The sequence below is a fragment of the Streptomyces sp. NPDC059003 genome (genome assembly GCF_042740445.1).
GTDB lineage: Bacteria > Actinomycetota > Actinomycetes > Streptomycetales > Streptomycetaceae > Streptomyces.
In genome coordinates, this window is the sequence record NZ_JBHYJH010000006.1 from 42,658 (window position 1) to 65,806 (window position 23,149).

At 74.1% G+C, this 23,149-nt stretch carries 22 protein-coding genes and 1 riboswitch; of the genes, 11 read left to right on the forward strand and 11 right to left on the reverse strand.

Features of this window, described 5'->3' with window-relative positions; genetic code table 11:
• Window positions 1-33 precede the first annotated feature (33 nt).
• Window positions 34-1,224, reverse strand: a complete 1,191-nt coding sequence (locus tag ACFWZ5_RS05230) for a serine hydrolase domain-containing protein (RefSeq protein WP_384789750.1) — start codon at window positions 1,222-1,224, stop codon at window positions 34-36.
• A 147-nt stretch (window positions 1,225-1,371) separates the two neighbouring features.
• Window positions 1,372-2,175: an aminotransferase class IV family protein gene (locus ACFWZ5_RS05235; RefSeq protein ID WP_384789747.1), complete on the reverse strand. Its 804-nt coding sequence runs from the start codon at window positions 2,173-2,175 to the stop codon at window positions 1,372-1,374.
• A gap of 135 nt (window positions 2,176-2,310) precedes the next feature.
• Between ACFWZ5_RS05235 and ACFWZ5_RS05240 the strand changes: the two genes are divergently transcribed.
• Window positions 2,311-2,661, forward strand: coding sequence for a MerR family transcriptional regulator (locus ACFWZ5_RS05240; RefSeq protein WP_384789744.1), 351 nt, complete (start codon window positions 2,311-2,313; stop codon window positions 2,659-2,661).
• A gap of 39 nt (window positions 2,662-2,700) precedes the next feature.
• On the opposite strand, the gene ACFWZ5_RS05245 is transcribed toward ACFWZ5_RS05240, so the two are convergent.
• From ACFWZ5_RS05245 to ACFWZ5_RS05260, 4 genes are all read right to left on the reverse strand, one after another.
• Window positions 2,701-3,831 (reverse strand): Gfo/Idh/MocA family protein, encoded by a 1,131-nt coding sequence (locus tag ACFWZ5_RS05245; protein ID WP_384789741.1) that lies wholly within the window; start codon window positions 3,829-3,831, stop codon window positions 2,701-2,703.
• The gene (locus ACFWZ5_RS05250; protein ID WP_384789738.1) at window positions 3,828-4,571 is read right to left on the reverse strand and encodes a sugar phosphate isomerase/epimerase family protein; all 744 of its coding nucleotides are present in this window, start codon (window positions 4,569-4,571) and stop codon (window positions 3,828-3,830) included. The genes ACFWZ5_RS05245 and ACFWZ5_RS05250 overlap by 4 nt, the downstream gene beginning before the upstream one ends.
• Window positions 4,572-4,725: 154 nt before the next feature.
• Complete coding sequence (locus ACFWZ5_RS05255; protein ID WP_384789735.1) at window positions 4,726-5,247, reverse strand: hypothetical protein; 522 nt, start codon at window positions 5,245-5,247, stop codon at window positions 4,726-4,728.
• A gap of 205 nt (window positions 5,248-5,452) precedes the next feature.
• Window positions 5,453-6,403, reverse strand: coding sequence for a LysR family transcriptional regulator (locus ACFWZ5_RS05260; RefSeq protein WP_384789732.1), 951 nt, complete (start codon window positions 6,401-6,403; stop codon window positions 5,453-5,455).
• 162 nt (window positions 6,404-6,565) lie between these two features.
• On the opposite strand from ACFWZ5_RS05260, the gene ACFWZ5_RS05265 reads away from it, so the two are divergent.
• Window positions 6,566-7,153: a TetR/AcrR family transcriptional regulator gene (locus ACFWZ5_RS05265; protein WP_384789729.1), complete on the forward strand. Its 588-nt coding sequence runs from the start codon at window positions 6,566-6,568 to the stop codon at window positions 7,151-7,153.
• Between the two features lie 17 nt (window positions 7,154-7,170).
• Window positions 7,171-8,514 (forward strand): aldehyde dehydrogenase family protein, encoded by a 1,344-nt coding sequence (locus ACFWZ5_RS05270; RefSeq protein ID WP_384789726.1) that lies wholly within the window; start codon window positions 7,171-7,173, stop codon window positions 8,512-8,514.
• 4 nt (window positions 8,515-8,518) lie between these two features.
• Here the strand turns inward: ACFWZ5_RS05270 and ACFWZ5_RS05275 are convergent, their stop codons facing one another.
• Entirely contained in the window at window positions 8,519-8,971 is a 453-nt protein-coding gene (locus ACFWZ5_RS05275) for a nuclear transport factor 2 family protein (protein WP_384789724.1), read from the reverse strand.
• Window positions 8,972-9,130: 159 nt separating this feature from the next.
• Here ACFWZ5_RS05275 and ACFWZ5_RS05280 point away from each other — a divergent pair, with 159 nt between their 5' ends.
• A complete protein-coding gene (locus ACFWZ5_RS05280) occupies window positions 9,131-9,709 on the forward strand; it encodes a PadR family transcriptional regulator (RefSeq protein ID WP_384789721.1) in 579 nt (192 codons plus the stop codon).
• Between the two features lie 148 nt (window positions 9,710-9,857).
• Entirely contained in the window at window positions 9,858-10,664 is an 807-nt protein-coding gene (locus tag ACFWZ5_RS05285; protein WP_384789717.1) for an acyl carrier protein, read from the forward strand.
• A gap of 17 nt (window positions 10,665-10,681) precedes the next feature.
• On the opposite strand, the gene ACFWZ5_RS05290 is transcribed toward ACFWZ5_RS05285, so the two are convergent.
• The 3 genes from ACFWZ5_RS05290 to ACFWZ5_RS05300 all read right to left on the reverse strand — a co-directional run bounded on the left by ACFWZ5_RS05290 (window position 10,682) and on the right by ACFWZ5_RS05300 (window position 13,084).
• A complete protein-coding gene (locus ACFWZ5_RS05290; protein ID WP_384789714.1) occupies window positions 10,682-10,993 on the reverse strand; it encodes a hypothetical protein in 312 nt (103 codons plus the stop codon).
• Between the two features lie 42 nt (window positions 10,994-11,035).
• Window positions 11,036-12,097 (reverse strand): chitinase, encoded by a 1,062-nt coding sequence (locus ACFWZ5_RS05295; RefSeq protein ID WP_384789711.1) that lies wholly within the window; start codon window positions 12,095-12,097, stop codon window positions 11,036-11,038.
• 84 nt (window positions 12,098-12,181) lie between these two features.
• Window positions 12,182-13,084, reverse strand: a complete 903-nt coding sequence (locus ACFWZ5_RS05300; RefSeq protein ID WP_384789708.1) for an MBL fold metallo-hydrolase — start codon at window positions 13,082-13,084, stop codon at window positions 12,182-12,184.
• Between the two features lie 147 nt (window positions 13,085-13,231).
• Between ACFWZ5_RS05300 and ACFWZ5_RS05305 the strand changes: the two genes are divergently transcribed.
• Genes ACFWZ5_RS05305 through ACFWZ5_RS05315 form a run of 3 tightly spaced genes read left to right on the forward strand, consistent with a single transcriptional unit; the run spans window position 13,232 to window position 15,465 of the window.
• Window positions 13,232-13,477 (forward strand): hypothetical protein, encoded by a 246-nt coding sequence (locus ACFWZ5_RS05305; protein ID WP_384789705.1) that lies wholly within the window; start codon window positions 13,232-13,234, stop codon window positions 13,475-13,477.
• Complete coding sequence (locus ACFWZ5_RS05310) at window positions 13,464-14,876, forward strand: amidase (protein WP_384789702.1); 1,413 nt, start codon at window positions 13,464-13,466, stop codon at window positions 14,874-14,876. Before ACFWZ5_RS05305 ends, ACFWZ5_RS05310 begins: the two co-directional genes overlap by 14 nt.
• A gap of 16 nt (window positions 14,877-14,892) precedes the next feature.
• The gene (locus ACFWZ5_RS05315; RefSeq protein ID WP_384789699.1) at window positions 14,893-15,465 is read left to right on the forward strand and encodes a TetR/AcrR family transcriptional regulator; all 573 of its coding nucleotides are present in this window, start codon (window positions 14,893-14,895) and stop codon (window positions 15,463-15,465) included.
• Between the two features lie 40 nt (window positions 15,466-15,505).
• Here ACFWZ5_RS05315 and metE read toward each other — a convergent pair whose 3' ends face one another.
• Window positions 15,506-17,830 (reverse strand): 5-methyltetrahydropteroyltriglutamate--homocysteine S-methyltransferase, encoded by a 2,325-nt coding sequence (gene metE, locus ACFWZ5_RS05320; RefSeq protein ID WP_384789696.1) that lies wholly within the window; start codon window positions 17,828-17,830, stop codon window positions 15,506-15,508.
• Between the two features lie 154 nt (window positions 17,831-17,984).
• Window positions 17,985-18,202, reverse strand: a riboswitch (cobalamin riboswitch).
• A 137-nt stretch (window positions 18,203-18,339) separates the two neighbouring features.
• Here metE and tsaD point away from each other — a divergent pair.
• Genes tsaD through alaS form a run of 3 tightly spaced genes read left to right on the forward strand, consistent with a single transcriptional unit; the run spans window position 18,340 to window position 22,729 of the window.
• The gene (gene tsaD, locus ACFWZ5_RS05325; protein WP_384789693.1) at window positions 18,340-19,473 is read left to right on the forward strand and encodes a tRNA (adenosine(37)-N6)-threonylcarbamoyltransferase complex transferase subunit TsaD; all 1,134 of its coding nucleotides are present in this window, start codon (window positions 18,340-18,342) and stop codon (window positions 19,471-19,473) included.
• Window positions 19,473-20,045: a GNAT family N-acetyltransferase gene (locus ACFWZ5_RS05330; RefSeq protein WP_384789690.1), complete on the forward strand. Its 573-nt coding sequence runs from the start codon at window positions 19,473-19,475 to the stop codon at window positions 20,043-20,045. Before tsaD ends, ACFWZ5_RS05330 begins: the two co-directional genes overlap by 1 nt.
• A gap of 23 nt (window positions 20,046-20,068) precedes the next feature.
• On the forward strand, window positions 20,069-22,729 hold the full coding sequence (alaS, locus tag ACFWZ5_RS05335; protein WP_384789687.1) for an alanine--tRNA ligase: 2,661 nt from the start codon (window positions 20,069-20,071) through the stop codon (window positions 22,727-22,729).
• Window positions 22,730-23,149 lie beyond the last annotated feature (420 nt).

Below are 23,149 nucleotides of genomic sequence, written 5' to 3' on the forward strand. Positions count from 1 at the left end.
CGGGGCTGCGCGCCTCGGCCGGAGCGTGTCCCGTCAGGCCGTCTCGACGAGGTCGACGAGCTCGCGGGCCAGGCCGTGGTCGACGAGGGTCCACCGGCCCCTTCGGCTGGCGTAGTTGGTGGCCACGAACGCGAAGGCGCCGCCGTCCACGGTCCGGGCGATCTCCGAGTAGGACCCGCCGACCTGGCTCTGCCCCGTGTGCGAGGCGATGAGGTGCCCGCCCGCTCCGGTGTCCAGGGCCCAGCCGTATCCGTATGCGGGGCCGTCGCCGTCCTCCTCGGACACGTGCCGCGTGAACAGCTTGTGGCGTGCGGTGGGGGAGAGGACCTCGGTGCCGGTCAGGGCGGTGTGCCAGCGGAACAGGTCCGGTGCCGTGCTGAGCAGCCCGCCGTTGCCGCGCAGGTTCCAGTGCGGGCCGTCGGGCGCCGAAGGCCGGCGGTTCGGACGGCCCGCGGGTCTGCCTCTCTCGTCGTACTCGACGGCGATGTCCGTCCCGCGCCACCGCGGCCGTACGTACCCGGTCCGGCCCAGGCCCGCCGGGCGGAAGAGGCGGTCGGCGAGGAAGCGCTCGTACGACAGGCCCGACCGCACCTCGATGACCGCGGCGAGCAGGCTGTACCCCAGGTTCGAGTAGCGGAAGGCCTCGCCCGGCCGGGTGGGCGCGTCGGTGTGGGCCAGGGCTTCGATGAGCTCCGCACGGGACAGCGGGGCGTAGTCGTCGCCGTACCGGTCGGGGAGGAACTCCGGCAGGCCCGACGTGTGCGTGAGCAGCTGGTGCACCGTGAGGGGGCGCTTGTCCGCGGGCAGGCCCGGAAGCAGGTCGCCGAGCCGGTCGCGCACATGGACGCCGCCCTCCATCTCCAGCTTCAGCACGGCGGCCGCCGTGAACTGCTTGGTGTTGGAGGCGATGTCGTACACCGTGTCACGGCTGCACCGGACCCGGCGGGCGCGGTCCGCGAGCCCGAACCCCTCGCAGTACAGGAGCTCGGACCCGCGGGCCACGAGGACGGTGGCGCCCGGCCCTTCCGGCAGCTCGGCGGTGACCACGTCGTGGATCCGGCCGTGGAGTTCGCCGGCCGTGCGACGCCGTGTCTCCTTCTTCGCGTCGCACGCCACACCGCCCCCCAGGGCCGGCACGAGCAGCGCCGCGCCGCGCACCACCGCGCGGCGAGCCACCGGAGCGCCGGTGAACACCGTGGTCGATGACACTGTGGTCCGGGACATCGACCACTCCCCCTTCAGGTGCTCACCGCACCACCGGTCCTTCGGGCGACAATCATGACGGAGGGGGCGTGAAAGCCGAGTGAGGGCACTCACAAGGGCCTTACGCACAAGGTGAGTTGGGGCCCTTCGCGCTCGACTGACGGTGCGTCAGGGCGAGGTGGGCGGCTCGGACTCGTACGCCCGGTGCAGCAGCTCCACGAAGGCCGGTGCCTCCGGCAGCGGGACGGAGTCGATCCGGTGGACCGCCACGCCCGGCGTCCAGGAGTTCATGACCACCGCTCCGGACAGGCGCGGCAGGTCGGCGACGGTGACCTCCTCGACGCGCTGCGGGACGCCGAGGTCGCCGAGCCTGCGCCGGACGATCCCCATCGTGGTCCCGCCGAGGACGGCGGCGTCCGGCCACACCACCGCGGAGCCGTCCCAGAAGGCCAGATTCCAGATCGACGCCTCGCTGATCCTGCCCTTGCCGTCGACGAACGCGGCGTCGTCGAAGCCCCGCGCGACGGCCTGGCGGAGGTAGTACGTCTTGGCCACCTCGCCGACGTGCTTCAGCTCCGGCAGGACCCGTTCGTGCGCGACCGTCGCGAGCGCCAGCGGCCCCCGGGGCCCGGACGCCGCGGGTGACGTGCGGATCAGCAGCTCCGGCTCCACGTCGGGCCCGGCCGCCGTGAACTCGCCCGCCGGTGAGTACACCGTCGCCACCAGTGACAGGTCCGCCGGACCCGCCGCGAGCGCCGCCCGCAGGTGCGCCCGCACCCGGTCGTCGGGCAGCGCGCGCCCGAACAGCTCGACGGACGCCGCGCGCAGCCGCTCCAGATGCAGGTCGAGGCCCCGGACCAGGCCCCCGCGCGCCTGCAGGGCGGTGAAGTGGGCGTAGCCCGCGAAGGCGAGCGGCGCCAGGTCGTCGGCGGTCGCGGGACGGCCGTTGCGGTGCACGACAAATGAGGTCACGGGTCACTCCTGGAGGCAGGGGGAGAGGTGGGGGCGAGCGCGGAATGCTCGCTCAGGGCGCGACGTTAAGCCTTGACACCGATGACAAGGTCAAGCTTGTCGATGACGAGGTCGGGTCCGGACCAGGAGGGGTGCATGCTGATCGGGGAGTTGTCCCGGCGCACCGGAGTCAGCGCGCGGTCGCTGCGGTACTACGAGGCGCAGGGGCTGCTCGACGCCGGGCGCGGCGCCAACGGCTACCGCGCGTACGACGAGGGCGCGGTGGTCACCGTGCGGCAGGTCCGCGCCCTCCTGGCCGTGGGCCTGTCCACCGATGTGATCCGTGAGGTGCTGCCGTGCGTGCGCGGCGCCGATCCGGGGCCCGGCTTCGACTGGTGCGCGGACCTGCGGGCCCTCCTCGACCGGGAGCTGGCCGCCATGGACGAGCAGATCGACGGCCTCCAGCGCAGCCGCCGCGCCCTCGCGGGGTACATGGAGCGGCCCTGAGCCGGGCGGGGAAGGCCCGGTCTGCTGCTCCGGTGGCCGTCAGCTCAGCGTGGCCGCCGTCGGGTCCCAGGCCTCCGGGAGCGGGGCCGGGGGCACGATCTGCGCGGGCAGGGGCACGAACGCGCCGCGGTCCGCGGACCGGCTGATCGCGGTCATCGTCTGCAGGACGTGCAGCGCGAGGGCTCCCGACGCCCGGTGGGTGCTCAGCGAGTCCTGGATGGCCCGCGTGCCCCCGGCGCGGATCGCGCGGGCCATGTCCAGGACACCGAGCCCGCGGCCGTCCGTGCGCCCCTGGACGGGCAGTTCACGCCAGTCGTCGGCGCCGTTGGGCCGCAGCCGGAGCGGGCCGCGGAAGGTGTTGGGGTCAGGCACGGCGAGGGTGCCCTCCGTGCCGGTGACCTCGAAGCGTATGCGCGGCAGTGAACTGTCGAAGCTGAATGTCGCGTTGGCGCTCGCGCCCGACGCGAACTCCAGGAGCGCGCTGACGTGCGTGGGCACGGCCACCGGGAAGGACCGGCCCGCCTTCGGCCCCGAGCCGACGGTGCGGTGCTCCCGCGCGCGGGCCGCCGTCGCCGCGACCCGTGACACGCTGCCGAACAGCGCCACCAGGGAGGTCAGATAGTACGGCCCGAGGTCGAACAGCGGCCCCGCGCCCGGCTGGTAGAAGAACGCCGGGTCCGGATGCCAGGACTCGGGGCCGAGGCTCTGCACCGCCGTCGTGGCGGCCACCGGCGTGCCGATGTGCCCGGCGCGGACGGCCCGGAGCGCCGACTGCAGGCCCGCGCCGAGGAACGTGTCCGGCGCGCCGCCGAGCAGCAGGCCCCGCTCGGACGCCTCCGCGAGCAGCTTCTCCGCCTCCGCGGGCGTGAGCGTCAGCGGCTTCTCGCCGTACACGTGCTTGCCCGCCCGCAGTGCGGCGGTCGCCACCTGCGCGTGGGCCGCGGGGACCGTCAGATTGACGACGAGTTCGACGTCCGGCTCGGCGAGGACGGTGGGGACGTCACCGGCGAGCGGGATGCCGTGGGCGCGGGCCGCGGCGGCCGCCCGCTCCTGGTCGAGGTCGGCGACCGCCAGGAGGCGCACGTCGGGAAAGCCGCTCAGGGTGCGCAGATACTCGGCGCTGATGACGCCCGCGCCGACGACGGCGACGCCGACCGGGCCCGCGCTCACGACGCCTCCAGCGCGCTGACGTAGGTGCGGCTGGCAGCGAGTTCGCCGAGCAGGTCGCCCGCGCACGCGTCGAACTCGACCACCCGCCACGCGTCCGGCGCGGCGGCGAGCACTTCGGGCACCGGCATCGTGCCGCCGCCGACCGCGACGTTCGGGTCGTCCTTCGTGCCGGGGCCGTCCTTGAGGTGCAGGGCCTGCACGCGCGCGCCGAGGCGGTCGAGGAGCGCGGGCACGTCGGCGCCGCCGACGGCCGCCCAGTACGTGTCGACCTCCAGGAACACCGCGGGGTCGAGGAGGTCGGCGAGGACCTCGATCGCGTGGCGGCCGCCGACGCGCGGCTCGATCTCCCACCAGTGGTTGTGGTAGCCGAGCCGCAGGCCGTGCCGGTCCGCCCGCTCCGCAAGGGAGTTGAGGCGCTCGGCCACGCGCGCGAGTCCGTCGTACGACGCGAAGTCCTCGTGCGGGAAGCCCGCAGGGATGATCGCGAGCGTCGTGCCGAGCGCGGCGGTCGCGTCGAAGACGGGGCCGGGATCCCGCGTGAGCGCGTGCACGACGTGGGCGCCGGAGAAGGTGAGGCCGAGGCCGTCGGCGATCCGTCCGAGCCCGGCCGCGTCGGCGGTGACGTCGAACGCCTCCACCGCCCCGTACCCCATCTCGGCGAGACGGCCGAGGGTCCCCGCCCGGTCGGCGGCGAGCTCATCGCGTACGGAGTAGAGCTGAACGCTGAGCGGACGTGCCATGGCGGTCCTCCCCGGTCGGCTGGGAGGACGGTAAGGCGCGGGCGGGGGAGAGACAAGACGCGGGCGGGGGCGAGACGAGCGGGGACAAGGCGGCGGCGCTCGCCCGGGCCCGGCGTGGGTCCGGTCCCGGCGGGAGGCCGGGACCGGACCGGGCTCAGAGGCGGCCGCGCACGGTGCGGCGGCGCACGTACCACGCGCCGCCGGCCAAGGCCGCCGCCACCAGGGCGCCACCCCCGGCCATCGTGACCGTGCCGTAGTCCTCGACCGCCCCGCCGATGCCGCCGCGCACACCGCGCGCGGGCGCCGCCGTCGACGTCGAGGAGGTCGTCGGCGTCGTGCCGACGACCGTGACGGTCTGCGAACCCGCGCCCGAGCCGTCCTGACAGACCACCGCCACCGTATGGGTGCCGGGACTGACGTTCTGCCAGGTGGCGGTACCGCCCGCCAGGGTCACCTGCCGGCCCTGGGCGAAGTTGGCGGCTCCGTTGCTCAACAGCGCGGCCTTGCCGCCGTTGGGACACGCGTCCGTGGCCACCTGCACGGTGTTCCCGTTGACGGTCACGGTGATCCCCGGACCCGCGACCGCCGACGGGGCGGCCAGTGCCAGCGGAAGCGCGACGGCGGCGACGGTCAGGCCACGACGGAGCGATGCACGGGATATCTGAGTAGTACGCATGAGTCTGCCCTCCGGTGGCACGGGAGGCGGTACGTCCCATGCGCCGCCGGGATCGGGAAACGCCCGTGCTACCTGACGTCGAGCCAACGTGCCGTCAGCCCGGGGCGCATGCGGACGGCCCCCGGGCAGGTGACGGAGTCCATCGTCCGGCGGACCCCTGACCCGCCGTCAGGGGCAGCGCGGCCGCTCCGCGCCGGGTCCGCCGTCACCAGGACGGGGCGGCCTGGAGCAGCCGGTCGCGCACGAGGACGACGTGCGGGTTGTCCGGGGTGCCGGGGCGCTGCGCGAGGTAGCCCGTGTTGATCGGCGGGTCGTCGGGCAGCAGCAGCGGCACCAGGGCGCCGGAGGCCAGCTCGTCCAGGCACAGATAGCGCGGCAGGACGGAGACACCCGCACCGGCCACGACCGCCGAGCGCACCCCGCGCAGGTCCGGCACGGTCAGCGCGGGCCGCTCGGTGAGGCGCTCGCCGAACACGTGCCACCAGTAGCGGCGGGCGATCGGCAGGTCGTCGGCGTACGCGATCAACGGCACCCCGCGCAGCGCGGCGGGCCCCTCCGCGGCGACCCGCTCCGGGCCGATACGCCGCGCCCACGACGGCGCGGCGACGAGCACGAACTCCTCGTCGGCGAGCGGCACCGCGCTGAGGGTGCGCCCGCGCAGCCGCATCGTGGAGATCACCAGGTCGAAGCGGCCGCCGCGCAGGCCGTCGAGCAGTTCGTCGGTCAGGCCCATGGTGACCCTCAGGCGCACGCCCCGGTCGGTGAGCGGCGCGAGGGCGGGCAGGACGCGGGCGCAGATCAGCTCGGCGGGCCCCGCGAGGTGGACCGGGTCCGGGACCTTCTCCGGGGCGAGGGGGCCGCGCTCCGCCACCGAGGCGAGCGCGTCGAGGGGGCCCGCGACCTGCGCGGCGAGCTCGTCGGCGACGGACGTCGGCACGGCGCCGCGGGGCCGCCGCTCGAACAGCTCCCGGCCCAGCTGCTGCTCCAGGGACCGGACCTGCGTCGTCACGGTCGGCTGCGAAAGGCCGAGCACGCGCGCGGCCGCCGTGAACGACCCCGAGCGGTGCACGGCGAGGAACGTCCGCAGCAGCGACAGGTCGAGCGGCGCGCGGAACGGTGCCGGGGAGCTCGTGCCATTGGAATCCCTATGGGGCATGCTGGGGATTCTATTGGATCTCTATGGATGAGGGGCTTACCGTCGACGACGGAACGAGCTGACACTCTGCGTACGAAACGTCAGTACGTCCATGACGGTACGTCCAGGAAGCGTCCGTACGTCCACGAAGCGTCCGCCGGGGCGCGAGGTGAAGGAGAGGCCATGACCGCCGATCGTGACCGGCTCACCGAGGTCCTCGACGCGACGTACGTCTGCCTGGGCAGGTACGGTGCGCGGCGCGTCACGATGGACGACATCGCGCGCGAGATGGGCGTGTCCCGGTCGGCGGTCTACCAGTACGTACGCGGCAAGGACGACGCGGTCCTGCGGCTCGCCCGGCGCCTGCACGACCGGGCCCTGGAGCGGGCCGAGACCGCGGCGGCGTCCGACGTGCCGGCCGCCGAGCGCGTGCACGGCATCCTCGCCGCCAAGCTCCACCTGGTGCTCGACCTCGCGGGCCACTCCCCGCACGCCGCCGAGCTCCTCGACACCAAGGCGCGCTGGTCCGGCGACGTCTGCGACGCGTTCACGGCCCGGCTGCGCGAACTGCTCGCCGAGCAGTTCGCGCGGGCCCACGGGGCCGCGGACCCGGCCTGGCCCCGGCCGCGCGCCACCCCCGAACAGTCCGCCGACATCTGCGTCGCGCTCGTCGTCGGCCTCGAAACCGCGCCCGGCGCGGCCGACCTGCTGCGGCCCGCGACGGATGCCCTGCTCACGGGGCTGCTGCCGCACCCCGCCCCCACCTCCTGACCCCTGCTGAGGACTCCATGAACCACCCCGCCCCCGAAGCCGCGCACGACACCGCCACCCTGGTGGCCCGCCTCCGCGCGACCTTCCGCACCGGCCGCACCCGCCCCCTGGACTGGCGCACGCGGCAGCTCACGCGCCTGAAGGAGCTGCTCGCCGACCACCGCGAGGACATCGCCGACGCGCTCCACGCCGACCTGGGCAAGCCCCGCGCCGAGGCGTACCGCTCCGAGGTCGACTTCGCGATACGGGAGATCGACCACACCCTGGAGCACCTCCAGGAGTGGCTTGCGCCGCGGTCCGTCGACGTCAGCGGCGTCTTCGGCGAGCGGGCGGACGCCGGTACGCAGTACGACCCGCTGGGCGTCGTCCTCGTCATCGCGCCGTGGAACTACCCGGCGCAGCTCCTGCTCGTGCCCGTCGCCGGGGCGCTGGCCGCGGGCAACGCCGTGGTGGCCAAGCCCAGCGAGCTGGCCCCCGCCACCTCCGCGCTGCTCGCGGACCTGCTGCCGCGCTATCTGGACACCGACGCCGTGGCCGTCGTCGAGGGCGGCGTGCCGGAGACCACGGCGCTGCTCGCCCAGCGCTTCGACCACATCTTCTACACCGGCAACGGCACGGTCGGCCGCATCGTGATGCGCGCCGCCGCGGAGCATCTGACGCCGGTCACGCTCGAACTCGGCGGCAAGTCACCGGCGTTCGTCGACGCGGGCCTCGACGGCGCGGCCGTGGCCGAGACCGCACGGCGCCTGGCCCGCGCCAAGTTCGCCAACGCGGGCCAGACCTGCGTCGCGCCCGACTACGTCCTCACCGACCCGGCCACCGCCCGCGCCCTGGAGCCCGCACTGGCCCGGGCGGTCGAGGAGCTGTACGGCGCGGACCCGGCGGCGTCGGACGCGTACGGGCGGATCGTGAACGAGCGGCACTTCGACCGCCTGGCCGCGCTGCTCGGCTCGGGCCGCGTCGTGACCGGCGGCGGCAGCGACCGCGCCACGAAGTACATCGCGCCGACCGTCCTCGCCGGGGTGCGGCCCGACGAGCCGGTGATGCGCGAGGAGATCTTCGGCCCCCTCCTGCCGATCGTCGAGGTCGACGGGCTCGACGAGGCGATCGCGTTCATCAACGACCGGGACAAGCCGCTCGCCCTGTACGCGTTCACCGAGTCGGCCGACACGCGGGCGCGGCTCGCCGCGGAGACCTCGTCGGGCGGGCTCGGCTTCGGCCTGCCGATGGCCCATCTGTCCGTGCCCGAGCTGCCGTTCGGCGGCGTGGGCGAGAGCGGCATGGGCGCCTACCACGGCCCGCACTCGATCGCGGTCTTCAGCCACCGCAAGGCCCGCCTGGACGTGCCGCTCGGCTCCTGACGGGTCAGGAGCCCTCGGGCAGCGGCTCCACCAGGCCGTCGGCGACGAGGCCCGCGTACACCGCCCGGCCGAGCGCCTGCACCGCGGACTGCGGCCGGACCATGACCGTGAACTCCTTGATCCGGCCGTCGTCCGCGAAGTGCAGCAGGTCGATGCCGTGGATCTCCTTGCCGTGCACGGTCGTACGGAACACAAGGACCGCCGACGGGGCCTCGGTCCCGTCGGCGCTGGTCTGCGCGGCGCCCTCGTAGGACCCGACGTACCGGAAGTCCTCGAAGAGGCGCAGGAGCACGCCGAAGAGCCCCATGACCATCTCGCGCCCTTCGAAGGGCTGGAACTTCACCGGGCTGTAGAACCGGACGTCCGGCGTGAACAGCTCCTCCAGGGCCGGGAGTTCGTGCTTCTCGACGGCGGCGCGGAAGCGGGCGGCGGCGTCGGTGACGGGTGCTGCGGTCATGAGGAACCTCCGGTGGCGGGTCTCCGTGGCGACGGGGGATGGGGGATGGGGGATGGGGGACAGGTCATAGTCAAGAATCTGACTACTCAGATTTTTGACTATGATGGTGCGGCGCACAAGGGCGCGGACACGGGAACGGGCGGGAGAAGGGACGCAGCCATGGCCTTGCGGCACGCGGTGCTCGCGGCACTCCTCGACGGCGAGTTCAGCGGCTATCAGCTGGCCAAGGGGTTCGACATCGGCGTCGCCAACTTCTGGCACGCGCTGCCGCAGCAGCTGTACGCCGAGCTGTCCCGGCTCGAGGGCGAGGGCCTGGTCGCAGGGCGCGAGGTCGTGCAGGACGGGCGGCCGAACAAGCGCATGTTCCGGGTGACGGACGCGGGTCTCGCGGAGCTGGAGCGGTTCGCCGCGGCCGCCGCCAAGCCGTCCTTCATCCGCGACGACCTGCTCGTCAAGGTCCAGGCCGTGGACGGCGTCGACGCGGCACCGGTGATCGAGCAGCTACGGGAGCGGGCGGCGGTCGCCGAGGCCAAGACGGAGGTCCTCGCCAAGCTCCTGCGACGGCTGCGCGGCGACCAGGATGAGGACGCGTTCCTGCGCACGGGGAAGCGGATCGGGCCCTATCTGACGTGTCTGCGCGGTCTCGCCTTCGAGCGCGAGACCAGGCAGTGGTGCCTGCGCGCCGCGGAACTGCTCACCGAGCGGCAGGAGTCGGTGACCGGAACGGGCCTTCCGTAACTGCCGGGTCACGGAACACCGAACGCACCGTGTACGGCGGATGCACTCCGCACATCGCCTACAACCACCGCCGGTGTGCCACGTGTCGAACCCTGCGCCGGCACCGTCCGGCGAGGCCGACCACGACACCAACGGAGTGCACACACCCATGCGTTCACGCCTTCCGGTCGCGGGACTCACCGCGACCGCCACACTCGCCCTGGCCACCCTCACGGTCGCCATCCCGTCCGCCCACGCGTCCGACACCGCCCCCGAGCCGGTGCCGGACTACAACGTCACGCTGTCCGCGAGCCCCACGGCGACCGACTACGGCCACCGCAAGGTCAATCTGTCCGGCACCGTGACCCGCGCCGACGGCACCCCCGTCGCGGACGCGCCGGTCAAGCTCTTCGAGGCCGTCACGTACAACACCTGGAACCCCTGGGGCGACCCCATCGACCCGACCGAGCGCGAGGCCCGGAACCTGCGCACCGTCCGCACGGACGCGCAGGGCCGTTTCACGCTCAAGAAGGTCAAGGCGGACCGCTGGAAGGACACGCCGAGCATCTACCTCTTCCCGCGCCACGAGGTGCAGTTCGACGCCTCGTACGATCCGGGCGACCCGGACGACAACGAGATCTACTTCGGTCAGACCACCGTCGGCGTCAGGACGGTCACCAGCTCCATCAGTTACAAGGTCAACAAGACCAAGGTGCGCAAGGGCGACACCCTCGTCGTGACCGGCAAGGTCAAGTGGCCCGCGGGGCACGGCTCCGTGAAGGGGGCCCCGGTCCTGCTGCGGACGTACTACGAAGCCGCGTACAACGCGAAGACCACCGCCGACGCGCGGGGCAACTTCACCGTCCGCGCCAAGATCCGGAGCTACGACAACGAGTTCGCGATCTTCTCCGCGCCCAAGGACTACTACATCGCGGGCGCGGACAAGGCCCTGCCGGTCAAGAACGTCACCCACTGACCGGCACCTGGGACGGGTCAGGCTCCGGCAGGCTTCTCGGCCTGCCGGGCCTTCGCCACCGCCTGCTCCAGGCCGCGCGCCGTCGTCCAGTGCGCCGACGGCGTCAGGTGCCCGATCACGCGCCCCAGCCAGTCCGCGTCGGCGAGCCGGTGCGCCTCGTCCGCGGCGACGGTCTGCGTGAGCAGCTCCTCCAGGAGCGCGATCTCCAGCGCCGGGTACCGGCGGGGATGCCGGTCGAAGCGCACCCTGCGGTCCTCGTACGGATGGCGCAGCGTCATGACCAGGTGGCCGCCGCCGCGTCCCTTGAGCCCCGGCAGGCCGCCGAGCATGCCGAGCAGCGTGGCTCCCTGTGTCCGGCTTCCGTGGGTACGTCAACGCCCTTGCAGGCGCTTGACGTTGTCGCCGAACGTCCAGCCGCGTGAGCCGTCCCAGTTGATCGACCAGGTCATCAGGCCCTTCAGGGCGCCGCGGTAGTTGTTCCACGCCTGGGAGACCAGGCTCGGCGACATGTGGCCGCCGCCCGCGCCCGGCTGCGCGGGCAGGCCCGGCACCTGCTTGTCGTACGGCACCTTGATCGTGGTGCCCTGGATGACGAGGCCCTTGTTGAGGCAGTCGGTCTGCGCGACGAAGCCCTGGACGGTGCCCGCGGAGTAGGAGTCGCCGGAGCAGCCGTACATGCTGCCGTTGTAGTACTGCATGTTCAGCCACCACAGGCGGCCGTTGTCCGCGTACTTCTTGACGATCGGCAGGTACGCGCCCCAGATCGAGCCGTACGTCACGCTGCCGCCGGTGACGTACGCGGTCTCCGGGGCCATCGTCAGGCCGAACTCGGGCGGCATCTGCGCGAGCACGCCGTCGATGATGCGGATGAGGTTGGACTGCGACGCCGAGAGCTGGTTGATGTTGCCGCTGCCGACGAGGCCGGTCTCGATGTCGATGTCGATCCCGTCGAAGTTGTACTGCTTCAGGATCGGCACGATGGTCTGGACGAAGCGGTCGGCCACCGCGCTCGAACTCAGGTCGATGCCCGCCGCCGCGCCGCCGATGGACATCAGGATCGTGGCGCCGTCCGCCTTCGCCTGGCACATCTCGGCGGGCGTGGCGACCTTCACGGTGGCGTCCATCCCGTCCTCCCACAGGACGGTGCCGTCGGAGCGGATGACGGGGAAGGCGGCGTTGATGACGTTGTAACCGTGGGCGCCCATGCGGGAGTCGGTGATCGGGGTCCAGCCGAACGGCGGGTGCACGCCGTTGGACGCGCCGTCCCAGTTCTCCCAGTAGCCCTGGAGCACCTTGCCCGCGGGCTTCGGCTTCACCGCGCAGGTGTCGCCCTGTGGGGCTCGGGGCGTATCCGGCGCCGCCGCGGCGGGCAACTGTGCCGCGAAGGCCAGTGCCAGAGCAACTCCCAACAGACGTACCGTCCGACCGATCATCGCGTGCTCCCTCGGGGAGGCCTTGCTACGGGTGGGGGGAAGTGCAGGTGATGCGGCAGACGGTAAGTAGGTATAGACCTGTCGTCAATAGGTCTGGGCCAATGTGGGGCCAAGGTGCTGGGCGTCGGCGGGGTCGAGGCGGTGGCCGTCGTCGCCGGTGCGGACGCGGCCCGCCGTCGGGGGCGCGAAGTGCGTGCCGAACAGCAGGGTTTCGGTGTCCGCGACCGAGGTGATGAGGGCCCGGCGGGTTCGCTCCGCGAGGGCGGGGTCGATGTCCACGCAGCTCGTGACGGCGGGGTGTGCGAGCTGTACGGGGTGGTGGACGGCGTCGCCCGTGATCAGCGCGGTGGCGTCGGTGCCGCGCAGCTCGACGGCGACGTGGCCCGGGGTGTGTCCGGGTGTGGGCAGGAGGCGCAGGCCCGGCGCGATCTCCACCGGCTCCTCCTGGACGTCCACCAGGTCGAGCAGTCCCGCGTCCGCGACGGGGTGCACCGAGTCGCGGAACATCTGCCGCCGGGGTGCCTCCAGGTCGGCGGACGCCCAGTGGTCCCACTCCCTGCGGCTGGTCACGTACCGGGCGTTGGGGAACGTGGGCACCCATGTCCCGTCGTCCAGGCGGGTGTTCCAGCCGACGTGGTCGGCGTGCAGGTGGGTGAGGACCACCAGGTCGACGGAGTCGGGCGGGAATCCGGTGCCGGTGAGGCGGTCGAGGTAGTCGGTGTCCAGGTCGTGCCAGGCCGTGTTGGCGCGCTGCTTGCCGTTGCCGATCCCGGTGTCGACCAGGACGCGCAGGCCGCCGACGGTGAGCGCGAAGCTCTGGCTGTCCAGGCGCAGGGTGCCCGCGCCGTCCGCGAAGTCCGGGCGCAGCCAGGGGGTGGCGGCCACGAGGTCCGGGGTGGCGGTGGGCAGCAGCCAGGGGCCGGTCTGCGGCGGGAGGGTGATTTCCGGGACGCGGTGGACGGTGATGTCGCCCAGGAGCCAGGTCATGGGGGCCTCTCGGGAGGGAGGGGAGGGGTGGACAGTGAATGTAAAAGCAAAAGCTTTGCGTTAGGTGACGCTAGCCGCTACTGTCGGCTAACGCAAACACTTAGCGTTTAGCGCGCCTCGGGGGCCTGGCCCCGGAAAGGACCCGCCATGACCGCTGTCCACCTCGCACCGCACGAGGTCGCCCGATGGGCCCTGCGCGCCGGGCTCCCCTTGGAAGGCGACCGCCTCGACGGCGTGACCGCCACCGCTCAGCACATCCACGCCGTCGTCAGCACGCTGCGCGAGCTGGACTTCGGCGAGGTGCCGCCCGCGTTCGCCTACGCCGCCGCCTCGTCGGGCGCCGCCGTGTCGTCGTACGCGCCGGGAGAGGAGGCCGGTCATGGAGCCGTATGAGCTGACCCTCGCCGACGCGGCGGCCGCGATCGCCGCGAAGGACCTGTCGCCCGTGGAGCTGACCGAGTCCGTCCTGCGCCGCGTCGCCGCGACCGACGGCGACCTGCGCGCCTATGTCCGCGTGGACCCCGACCGGGCCCGCGTGGCGGCGGCGCGCGCCGCACGCGAGATCGCCGCGGGGCGCCCGCGCGGCCCCCTGCACGGCGTCCCGTTCGCGCTCAAGGACCTCATCGACGTCAAGGGGTGGCCCACGACGGCCAGTTCGCGCGTGCGGGCCGGTCACGTCGCCACCGAGGACAGCGCGGTCGCGGCCCGCCTGGACGCCGCCGGAGCGGTGCTGCTCGGCAAGACCCACACGCACGAGTTCGCCTACGGCCTGACGACGCCTCAGACGCGCAACGCGTGGGACCCCGGCCGGATCGCGGGCGGTTCGAGCGGTGGCTCGGCCGTCGCCGTCGCCGCCGGACAGGCCGCCTTCACGCTCGGCACCGACACCGGCGGTTCGATCCGGGTGCCCGCCGCCCTCAACGGCGTCGTCGGCCTCAAGCCGACGTACGGCCTGGTCCCGCGCCACGGCGTGACCTCGCTGTCCTGGTCCCTCGACCACGTCGGCCCCCTCACCCGCACCGTCCGGGACGCCAGGCTCGTCCTCGACGCCCTCACCGGCCACGACCCGCGCGACCCGGCGAGCCTCACCGCCGGACCGCTCACCCAACCCCCGCACGCCGAGGGCGACTTGACCGGACTGCGCGTCGGCGTCCCGCGCACCTACTACTTCGACCGGGTCGCCCCCGACGTCGAATCCGCCGTGCGGGACGCCATCGCGCGCCTGCGTGACCTCGGGGCCGAACTCGTCGACGTGGAGATCCCGCTGACCCGCTACGTCCAGGCGGTTCAGTGGGGCCTGATGGTGCCCGAGGCCAGCGCATACCACGAGGACACGCTGCGCTCGGAACCCGGACGCTACGGAGAGGACGTGCGGGTCCTCCTGGAGGCGGGGGAGCTCTTCCACGCGGGCGACTACCTGCGGGCCCAGCGCGCCCGGACGCTGATGCGGCAGCAGTGGGCGCGGCTCTTCGAGGGCGTCGACGTCGTCGCCGCGCCCGCCGTGCCGCTCACGGCCGTGCCCGCCGGGAAGCAGTCGGTGACCTGGGGCGACGGGTCGGTCGAGGCGGTGTCCGACAGCTACGTACGACTTTCCGCACCCGCCAATATCACCGGCGCCCCGGCGCTCACCGTGCCCGTCGGCCAGGACCGCGCGGGCCTGCCCATCGGGATGCAGCTGATCGGGCGGCCGCTGGGGGAGCGGGCGGTGCTGCGGGCCGGGCGGGCGTACGAGCTGACGCGGGCGGACGCGGGCCGGCTCGCCCCGGCGGCCGCAGTAGAAGCAACGCCTTAGCGTTAAGGTGAGCCGCATGAGTCCCAAGCCCATGGCGCGGCCGGGTGGCCGCAGCGCCCGCGTCCAGGCGGCCGTGCACACCGCCGTGCGCGAGCTCGAGGCCGAGCGGGGCCGCGACGTGCTGACGGTTCCGCTGGTCGCCGCGCGCGCCGGGGTCACCCCGTCGACGATCTACCGCCGCTGGGGCGACCTCCAGGAACTCCTCTCGGACGTCGCCGTCGAACGGCTGCGGCCCGAGACCGACCCCGCGGACCTCGGCAGCCTGCACGCCGACCTCGCGGCGTGGGCCGAGCAGTTCCTGGACGAGATGGCGTCCACCGCGGGCCGCGCCTACATCCGTGACGCGCTCCTCGGCGACCCGGACGGCGGCAACGCCGGGCAGTGCTCGGCCTACGCCGCCGACCAGCTCGACCTCGTCCTCGCCCGCGCCACCGGCCGCGGCGAGGGCGGCCTCCCCGAGCGCGAGGCACTCATGGACCAGGTGGTCGCCCCGATGATGTACCGGATCCTGTTCCGCCCACAGGGACTCTCGGCGGCGTACGCGCGCGACCTGGTGGACAGGGCCCTGGACGACGGGGCGACGGCCTGAGCGGGAGTCCGCCACACCCGCTCAGGCCTCCTCGACCGGCTCAGGACTCGCGCGCCGCCAGCTCCCCGCGGACCTCGCGCGCCGCCGCGACCAGGTTCTCCAGGGACACCCTGGTCTCCGGCCAGCCGCGCGTCTTCAGGCCGCAGTCCGGGTTGACCCACAGGCGTTCGGCCGGAATGGCCTCAAGTCCCTTGCGCAGCAGGGCTGCCGCCTCCGCGGCGCTCGGCACGCGCGGCGAGTGGATGTCGTACACGCCGGGCCCCACCTCGCGCGGATAGCCCGCCGACGCCAGCTCGTCGGCGACCTGCATGTGCGAGCGGGCCGCCTCCAGGCTGATGACGTCGGCGTCGAGGTCGTCGATGGCCTTCAGGACGTCGCCGAACTCCGCATAGCACATGTGCGTGTGGATCTGCGTGTCCGGACGGACGCCGCCCGTGGTGAGCCGGAAGGACTCCGTCGCCCAGTCCAGGTACGCGGCCCGGTCCGCGGCGCGCAGCGGCAGCGTCTCCCGCAGCGCGGGCTCGTCCACCTGGATCACCCGGGTCCCGGCCGCTTCGAGGTCCTCGACCTCGTCGCGCAGGGCGAGCGCGACCTGCCGCGCCGTGTCGCCGAGCGGCTGGTCGTCGCGGACGAACGACCAGGCGAGCATCGTGACCGGGCCCGTCAGCATGCCCTTGACGGGGCGGTCGGTGAGCGAGTTGGCGTACGCCGTCCAGCGCACCGTCATCGGCTCAGGGCGCGAGATGTCACCGGCGAGCACCGGCGGGCGCACATAGCGGGTGCCGTACGACTGGACCCAGCCGTGCCGCGTGGCGAGATAGCCGGTCAGCTGCTCGGCGAAGTACTGCACCATGTCGTTGCGTTCGGGCTCGCCGTGCACCAGGACGTCGATGCCCGCCTTCTCCTGGAAGTCCAGGACGGCCCGGATCTCGGTCTCGATGCGCTCCTCGTACCCGCCCTCGTCGATGCGCCCGGCGCGCAGGTCGGCGCGGGCCGTGCGCAACTCGGTGGTCTGCGGGAACGAGCCGATGGTCGTGGTGGGGAGCAGTGGCAGGTGCAGGCTCGCGCGCTGGGCGGCGGCGCGCTCGGCGTACGGCTGCGAGCGGCGGGCGTCGGCGGCGGTGACGGCCGCGGCGCGGGCGCGCACGCGCGGGTCGTGGGTGAGGGCGGAACCGGCGCGGGACGCCAGGTCGGCGCGGTTGGCGGCGAGTTCGGCCGCGACGGTGTCGGGGCCGTGGGCGAGGCCGCGGGCCAGGGTGACGAGCTCGGCGGTCTTCTGCCGGGCGAAGGCGAGCCAGCGGGCCACCTGCGGGTCGATGTCGCGCTCGGCGGCGGCGTCGAGCGGCACGTGCAGGAGCGAGCAGGACGCGGCCACGTCCACGCGGTCGGCGAGCCCGAGGAGCGTGCCGAGCGTGGCGAGGGACCTCTCCAGGTCGTTGATCCAGACGTTGCGGCCGTCGACCACGCCCGCCACCAGGCGCTTGCCCGGAAGCCCGCCGGCCCGCGCGAGGTCGTCGAGGTTGGCGGCCGCCGGGCCCGTGAAGTCCAGGGCGAGCCCGTCCACCGGCGTCTTCGCGAGCACGGGCAGGGCCTCGCCGAGCCGGTCGAAGTAGGAGGCGACCAGGAGCCTCGGCCGGTCGGTCAGCGCGCCGAGGTCGCGGTAGGCGCGGGCGGCGGCGTTCAGCTCGGCCGGTGTCCGGTCCTGGACGAGCGCGGGCTCGTCCAGCTGCACCCACGCGGCGCCCGCCGCCCGCAGGTCGGCGAGCACCTCCGCGTACACGGGAAGCAGCCGGTCGAGGAGCGTCAGCGGCTCGAACGCGCCGTCGACGCCCGGCGCGGGCTTGGCGAGCAGCAGGTACGTGACCGGGCCGACGAGCACCGGCCGCGCGGCGTGGCCGAGCGCGAGCGCCTCCTTCAGCTCGGCGACCTGCTTCGCGGAGTCGGCGGCGAAGACGGTGTCCGGGCCCAACTCCGGCACCAGATAGTGGTAGTTGGTGTCGAACCACTTCGTCATCTCCAGCGGCGCCACGTCCGCGGTGCCGCGCGCCATCGCGAAGTAGCCGTCCAGCGGGTCCGCCGCGACGGCCTCGCGGTGGCGGTCGGGGATCGCGCCGAGCAGGACGCTGGTGTCCAGGACGTGGTCGTAGTACGAGAAGTCGCCGGTCGGCACCTCGTGGATCCCGGCGTCGGCGAGCCGCTCCCAGTTGGCGCGGCGCAGCTCGGCGGCCGTCTCCCTCAGGGCGTCGGCGTCGACGCGGCCCTTCCAGTAGCCCTCGACGGCCTTCTTCAGTTCGCGGTTCGGGCCCTGGCGGGGGTAGCCGTACACGGTGGCCCGTGCTGCCGCGGCTGCGGGCTTGTCTGTCACAGAACTCTCCTTCGCGAGCGTGTGTGTGCCATGGCCGGGGACGGCCGCGGGCGCGAAGGGAGCGCGGAACGGGCGGATCACGGCACCGAGGTGCCCGTCCGCCTGCCGTGCACGCCGACCCGCCCACGAGGTCACCGGTGAGCCGCGCGCGACGGGTCGCGCACGGGCAACGGGCAGGTCTTCGGACTCGCGGGCGCGACCTCCGGGGAGGTCACCTACTGGCCGTCGCTTCCCGGGTCCGTGATGGACCCAGTGCGTATGACGGCGGTCGTTCCCGCTCACCGCTGCGGGGCAGTCCCGGATTCTCACCGGGTTCCCTCTTGCGACGCCGCTGCCTGGCCGGCAGGGCGAACCTGTTGCGGGGCTCACCCTACCCACGCGGGGCGTTGATAGGCCTTCGGCCTCGTCCTCAGGCGCCGGACGGGCTGATTCCTCCAGCAGTCTTATTGCGAAGTACTTGCAATTACTATGAAGAGGCAAGAAGGCGTCCAGTCGCGGGGAGCAGAGGCATGGTCACGAAAGGCTCGACGGGTTCGCCCGTCGTGCTCGGCATCGAGTCGTCCTGCGACGAGACCGGCGTCGGCCTGGTGCGTGCCGGGCGGCTGCTCGGGCACGCCGTCGCGTCCAGCATGGACGAGCACGCCCGCTACGGCGGGGTCGTCCCGGAGATCGCCGCCCGCGCCCACGTGCACGCGCTCAACCCGGTCGTCCGCCGTGCCCTGGACGAGGCGGGCCTGCGCATGCGCGACGTCGGGGCCGTCGCCGTGACGACCGGCCCCGGCCTGTCCGGCGCCCTCCAGGTCGGCCTCGCCGGGGCGAAGGGGCTCGCCTACGCCCTCGACGTGCCGCTGTACGGCGTGCACCACCTGGCCGGGCACGTCGCCGCCGACACCCTGGAGCACGGCCCGCTGCCCGACCCCTGCGTGGTCCTGATCGTCTCCGGCGGCCACACCTCGCTGCTGCTCGTACGCGACCTGGCCCGCGACCCGATCATGCACCTGGGGGACACCCTGGACGACGCGGCGGGCGAGTGCTTCGACAAGGTGGCCCGCGTCTTCGGCCTGCCCTACCCCGGCGGCCCCGCCGTCGACCGCGCGGCACGCGACGGCTCGCCGGACGCGGTGGCCTTCCCGCGCCCGCTGACCGGGCCGCGCGACGACCCGTACGCCTTCTCCTTCTCCGGTCTGAAGACGGCCGCCGCGCGCTGGGCCGAGAGCCACCGCGGCCGGGAACTGCCGGTCGCCGACGGCGCCGCCGCGCTGCAGGAGGCCGTCGCGGACGTCCTCACCCGCAAGGCGGTCGCGGCCTGCACCGCGCACGGCGTCGGCACGCTCGTCGTGGTCGGCGGCGTCGCCGCCAACTCCCGGGTGCGGGCGCTCGCCGAGGAGCGCTGCCGCGCGGCCGGGATCACCCTGCGCGTGCCGCCCCTCAAGCTGTGCACCGACAACGGCGCGATGATCGCCGCCGTGGGCGACCTGCTGGTGCGCGCGGGCGCCGAGCCCGCACCCCTCGACGTCTCGATCGACCCGTCGGCGCCGCTGGAGCACGCGGCCCTGCACCCCACGACGACGGTCGCGAGGGCGCACCCCGCGGCGACGGTCGCGAGAGCGCACCCCGCGACGACGGCCGCAGGGGCCGCCTGATGGCCGCCGTCGTGCACCGCCTCCCCGGCCCGGACCTGCTCGCCCACCGCGACGGCCTCCGCGCCGTCCACGCCGCCGCCTTCGCCCAGGAGCCCTGGCACAGCACGCCCGCCGACGCGGACGCCTACCTGGACCGGCTCGCCGGTGACGTGACCCGGCCCGGCTTCACCGGCGCCGTGGCGCTCGACGGCGAGCGGGTGCTCGGCTTCGCCACGGCCTGGACGTCCACCACCCCGCTGCCCGACAACCGCGGCTACCCGCGCGTCACCGCCGCGCTCGGCACCGAGCGCACCACCGCGTGGCTGTGCGGCGGCCGGGAGGTCGACGAACTCGCCGTCACGCCCGCCGCGCACGGGCGCGGCCTCGGCCGTACGCTCCTCGAAGCGGTCACCCGCGCGGCGCCCGAAGGACGCTGCTGGCTGCTCACCTCCGTCAAGGCCGACGCCACCGTCCGCTTCTACGAGCGGCTCGGCTGGCGGCAGGTCACCCACCCCGCGCCCGACGGATACGGCACCGTCGCCTTCCTCGGCCCGGACCACCCCGCGCGCACCACCGCCCTCCCGCCCCTGTGACCCACCCCAGCCCGGAGCACGTCTTGCGTACCGCCGACATCCGCACCCGCTTCCTCGACTTCTTCGCCGAGCGCGGCCACACCGTCGTCCCCAGCGCCCCGCTGCCCACGCCCGACCCGACGCTCCTCTTCGTGAACGCGGGCATGGTGCCGTTCAAGCCGTATCTGACCGGCGAGGCGGCACCGCCGTGGCCGCGGGCGACCAGCGTGCAGAAGTGCGTGCGCACCCTCGACATCGAGGAGGTCGGCAAGACCACACGACACGGCTCGTTCTTCCAGATGAACGGCAACTTCTCCTTCGGGGACTACTTCAAGGAAGAAGCCATCGCCTTCGCCTGGGAGCTGAGCACCCGGCCGCTGTCCGACGGCGGCTACGGACTCGACCCGGCGCGGATCTGGGTCACCGTGCACCACTCCGACACCGAGGCGCGCGGCCTGTGGCGGCGCGTCGCCGACCTGCCCGACGAACGGATCGTGGCGCGCGGCGACGAGGACAACTTCTGGCACATGGGCGTGCCCGGGCCGTGCGGCCCGTCGTCGGAGCTCTTCTACGACCGGGGCCCGGCGCTCGGCCGCGCGGGCGGCCCCGCCGTCGACGAGGACCGCTACATGGAGTTCTGGAACCTCGTCTTCATGCAGTACGAGCGCGGCGAAGGCACCGGCAAGACCGGTTTTCCGATCCTCGGCGAACTCCCGCGCCGCAACATCGACACCGGCATGGGCCTGGAGCGCATGGCCACGCTCCTCCAGGGCGTGGACAACCTGTACGAGACCGACGAGACCCGGCCCGTGCTCGACCGGGCCGCCGAGCTCGCGGGCGTGCACTACGGCGCCGACGCCACCGACGACGTACGCCTGCGCGTCGTCGCCGACCACGTCCGCACCGCCCTGATGCTCCTCGCCGACGGCACCGCCCCCGGCAACGAGGGCCGCGGCTACGTCCTGCGCCGCATCCTGCGCCGCGCCGTCCGCTCCATGCGTCAACTCGGCTACGGCGACCCGTCGTTGACCGATCTGCTCGCCGTCGCCCGCGACCGCATGGCGCCGAGCTACCCGGAGGTCGCCGCGGCCTACGCGCGCGTCGCCGACCAGGCCCAGGGCGAGGAGGACGCCTTCCGCGCCACCCTCAAGCAGGGCACCACCGTCCTCGACACCGCCGTCGCCCGGGTCAAGGCGGACGGCGGCCGCCACCTGTCGGGACCGCAGGCCTTCCTGCTGCACGACACCTACGGCTTCCCCATCGACCTCACCCTGGAGATGGCCGCCGAACAGGGCGTCGAGGTCGACCGCGAGGGCTTCACGGCCCTCATGCGCGCGCAGCGGGAGCGGGCCCGCGCCGACGCGCGCGCCCGCAAGTCCGGCGGCGCCCTCGACACCTCCGCGCTGCGGTCCGTCCTGGACGAGCACGGGCCGACCGACTGGCGCGCCTGGGACGCCCTCGCCACCGACTCCCGCGTCCTCGCGCTGCTCGGCCCCGCCGGTCCCGTGCCCGTCGCCCGGGACGGCGAGATCGTCACGGCGGTCCTCGACCGCACTCCGTTCTACGCCGAGTCCGGCGGCCAGGACAGCGACGCGGGCCGGCTCTCCGGCGCCGCCACGGAGGCCGAGGTCCTCGACGTACAGCGGCCGCTGCCCGGCCTCGTCGTCCACCAGGTCCGCGTCACCGCGGGCGAACTGGCCGTCGGGGACGCCGTGCACGCCGCCGTCGACCCGGAGTGGCGGCTCGGCGCCCGCCAGGCCCACTCCGGCACGCACGTCCTGCACGCGGCCCTGCGCGAGGTCCTCGGCCCGACCGCCCTGCAGTCCGGCTCCTACAACCGCCCCGGCTACCTCCGCCTGGACTTCCCCTGGCGCGGCGGCCTGTCCACCACCGTCCGCAGCGAGGTCGAGGAGGCCGCCAACCGTGCCCTGCGCCGTGACCTGCCCGTCGGTGTGCGGTGGATGACGCTCCCTCAGGCCAAGGAGCTCGGCGCGCTCGCGCTGTTCGACGAGACGTACGGCGAGCAGGTCCGCGTCGTCGAGATCGGCGGCGCCTGGTCGCGCGAGCTGTGCGGCGGCACGCACGTCGAGCACGCCTCTCAGGTCGGCGTCGTCGCGCTCACCGCCGAGTCGTCGGTCGGCGCGGGCATGCGGCGCCTGGAGGCCGCCGTCGGCATCGAGGGCTTCGGCTATCTCGCGCGCGAACGGGACCTGGTCGCCCGGATCGCCGAGCAGGTGCAGGCGCCGCGCGCCGAACTCCCGGACCGGATCGCGGCGCTGCTCGACCGGCTCAAGGCCGCCGACCGCGAGAACCAGCGCCTTCAGCAGGCGGCCCGCGGCGCCCGCGCCGCCGAACTCGCCGGGCAGGCCGTCGAGGTGGCGGGCGCGCACGTGGCCACCGCGACGGTGGACGGCGACGCGGGGGCCGCGCGGGCGCTGGCCCTCGACGTGCGCGGACGGCTGCCCGCCGAGCGCCCCGGCGTCGCCGCCGTGACCCTGCCCGGCGACAAGCCGGTCCTCGCCGTGGCCGTGAACGAGGCGGGCCGTGCCGCGGGCCTTTCCGCGTCCGCCCTGGTCAAGCGCCTCCTTGGCGGGCGCGGCGGCGGCTCGGACGAGGTGGCGCAGGGCGGCGGGGTGCCGGCGGCCGAGCTGACGCGGGCGGTGTCCGGGCTGGCTGGCGTGGTGCGGGAGCGGCTCGGGGGCTGAGGGGCGGCGCGGGGCCGAGGGGCGGCGGCGGGGGCCGAGGGGCGGCGTCTCGGGCGGCTTCGAGGCCCGAGCGGCGCGGCGACCGGAGGACCGGGGAGGACGGAAGGACGGGATGACGGCGTTCACGGAGGAGCGGGCGCCGGAGCTCCGGCTTCGGTGGGCCCCTTGTCCGTGACCACCGGATAGGGCGCATGCGTGCGCCGGTCCGGGGCGATCGCGGGGCGCCCGCCCGCCTGCTCTCCGGAGGGCGGGCGCGCTGGGCGCAGGCGCGCCGTTCGCGGATGCGGCAGCCCGGGGCGATGGAGGTGGCGGCGCGGGGGCCGTCCCCAGCACGCCACCGACCGGGTCGCGGCCCGCGCCGCCGACCCCGGGACGACCCGCGTCGCCGCGCCGCACACGGCCCCGCGCCAGGCCGTGCCA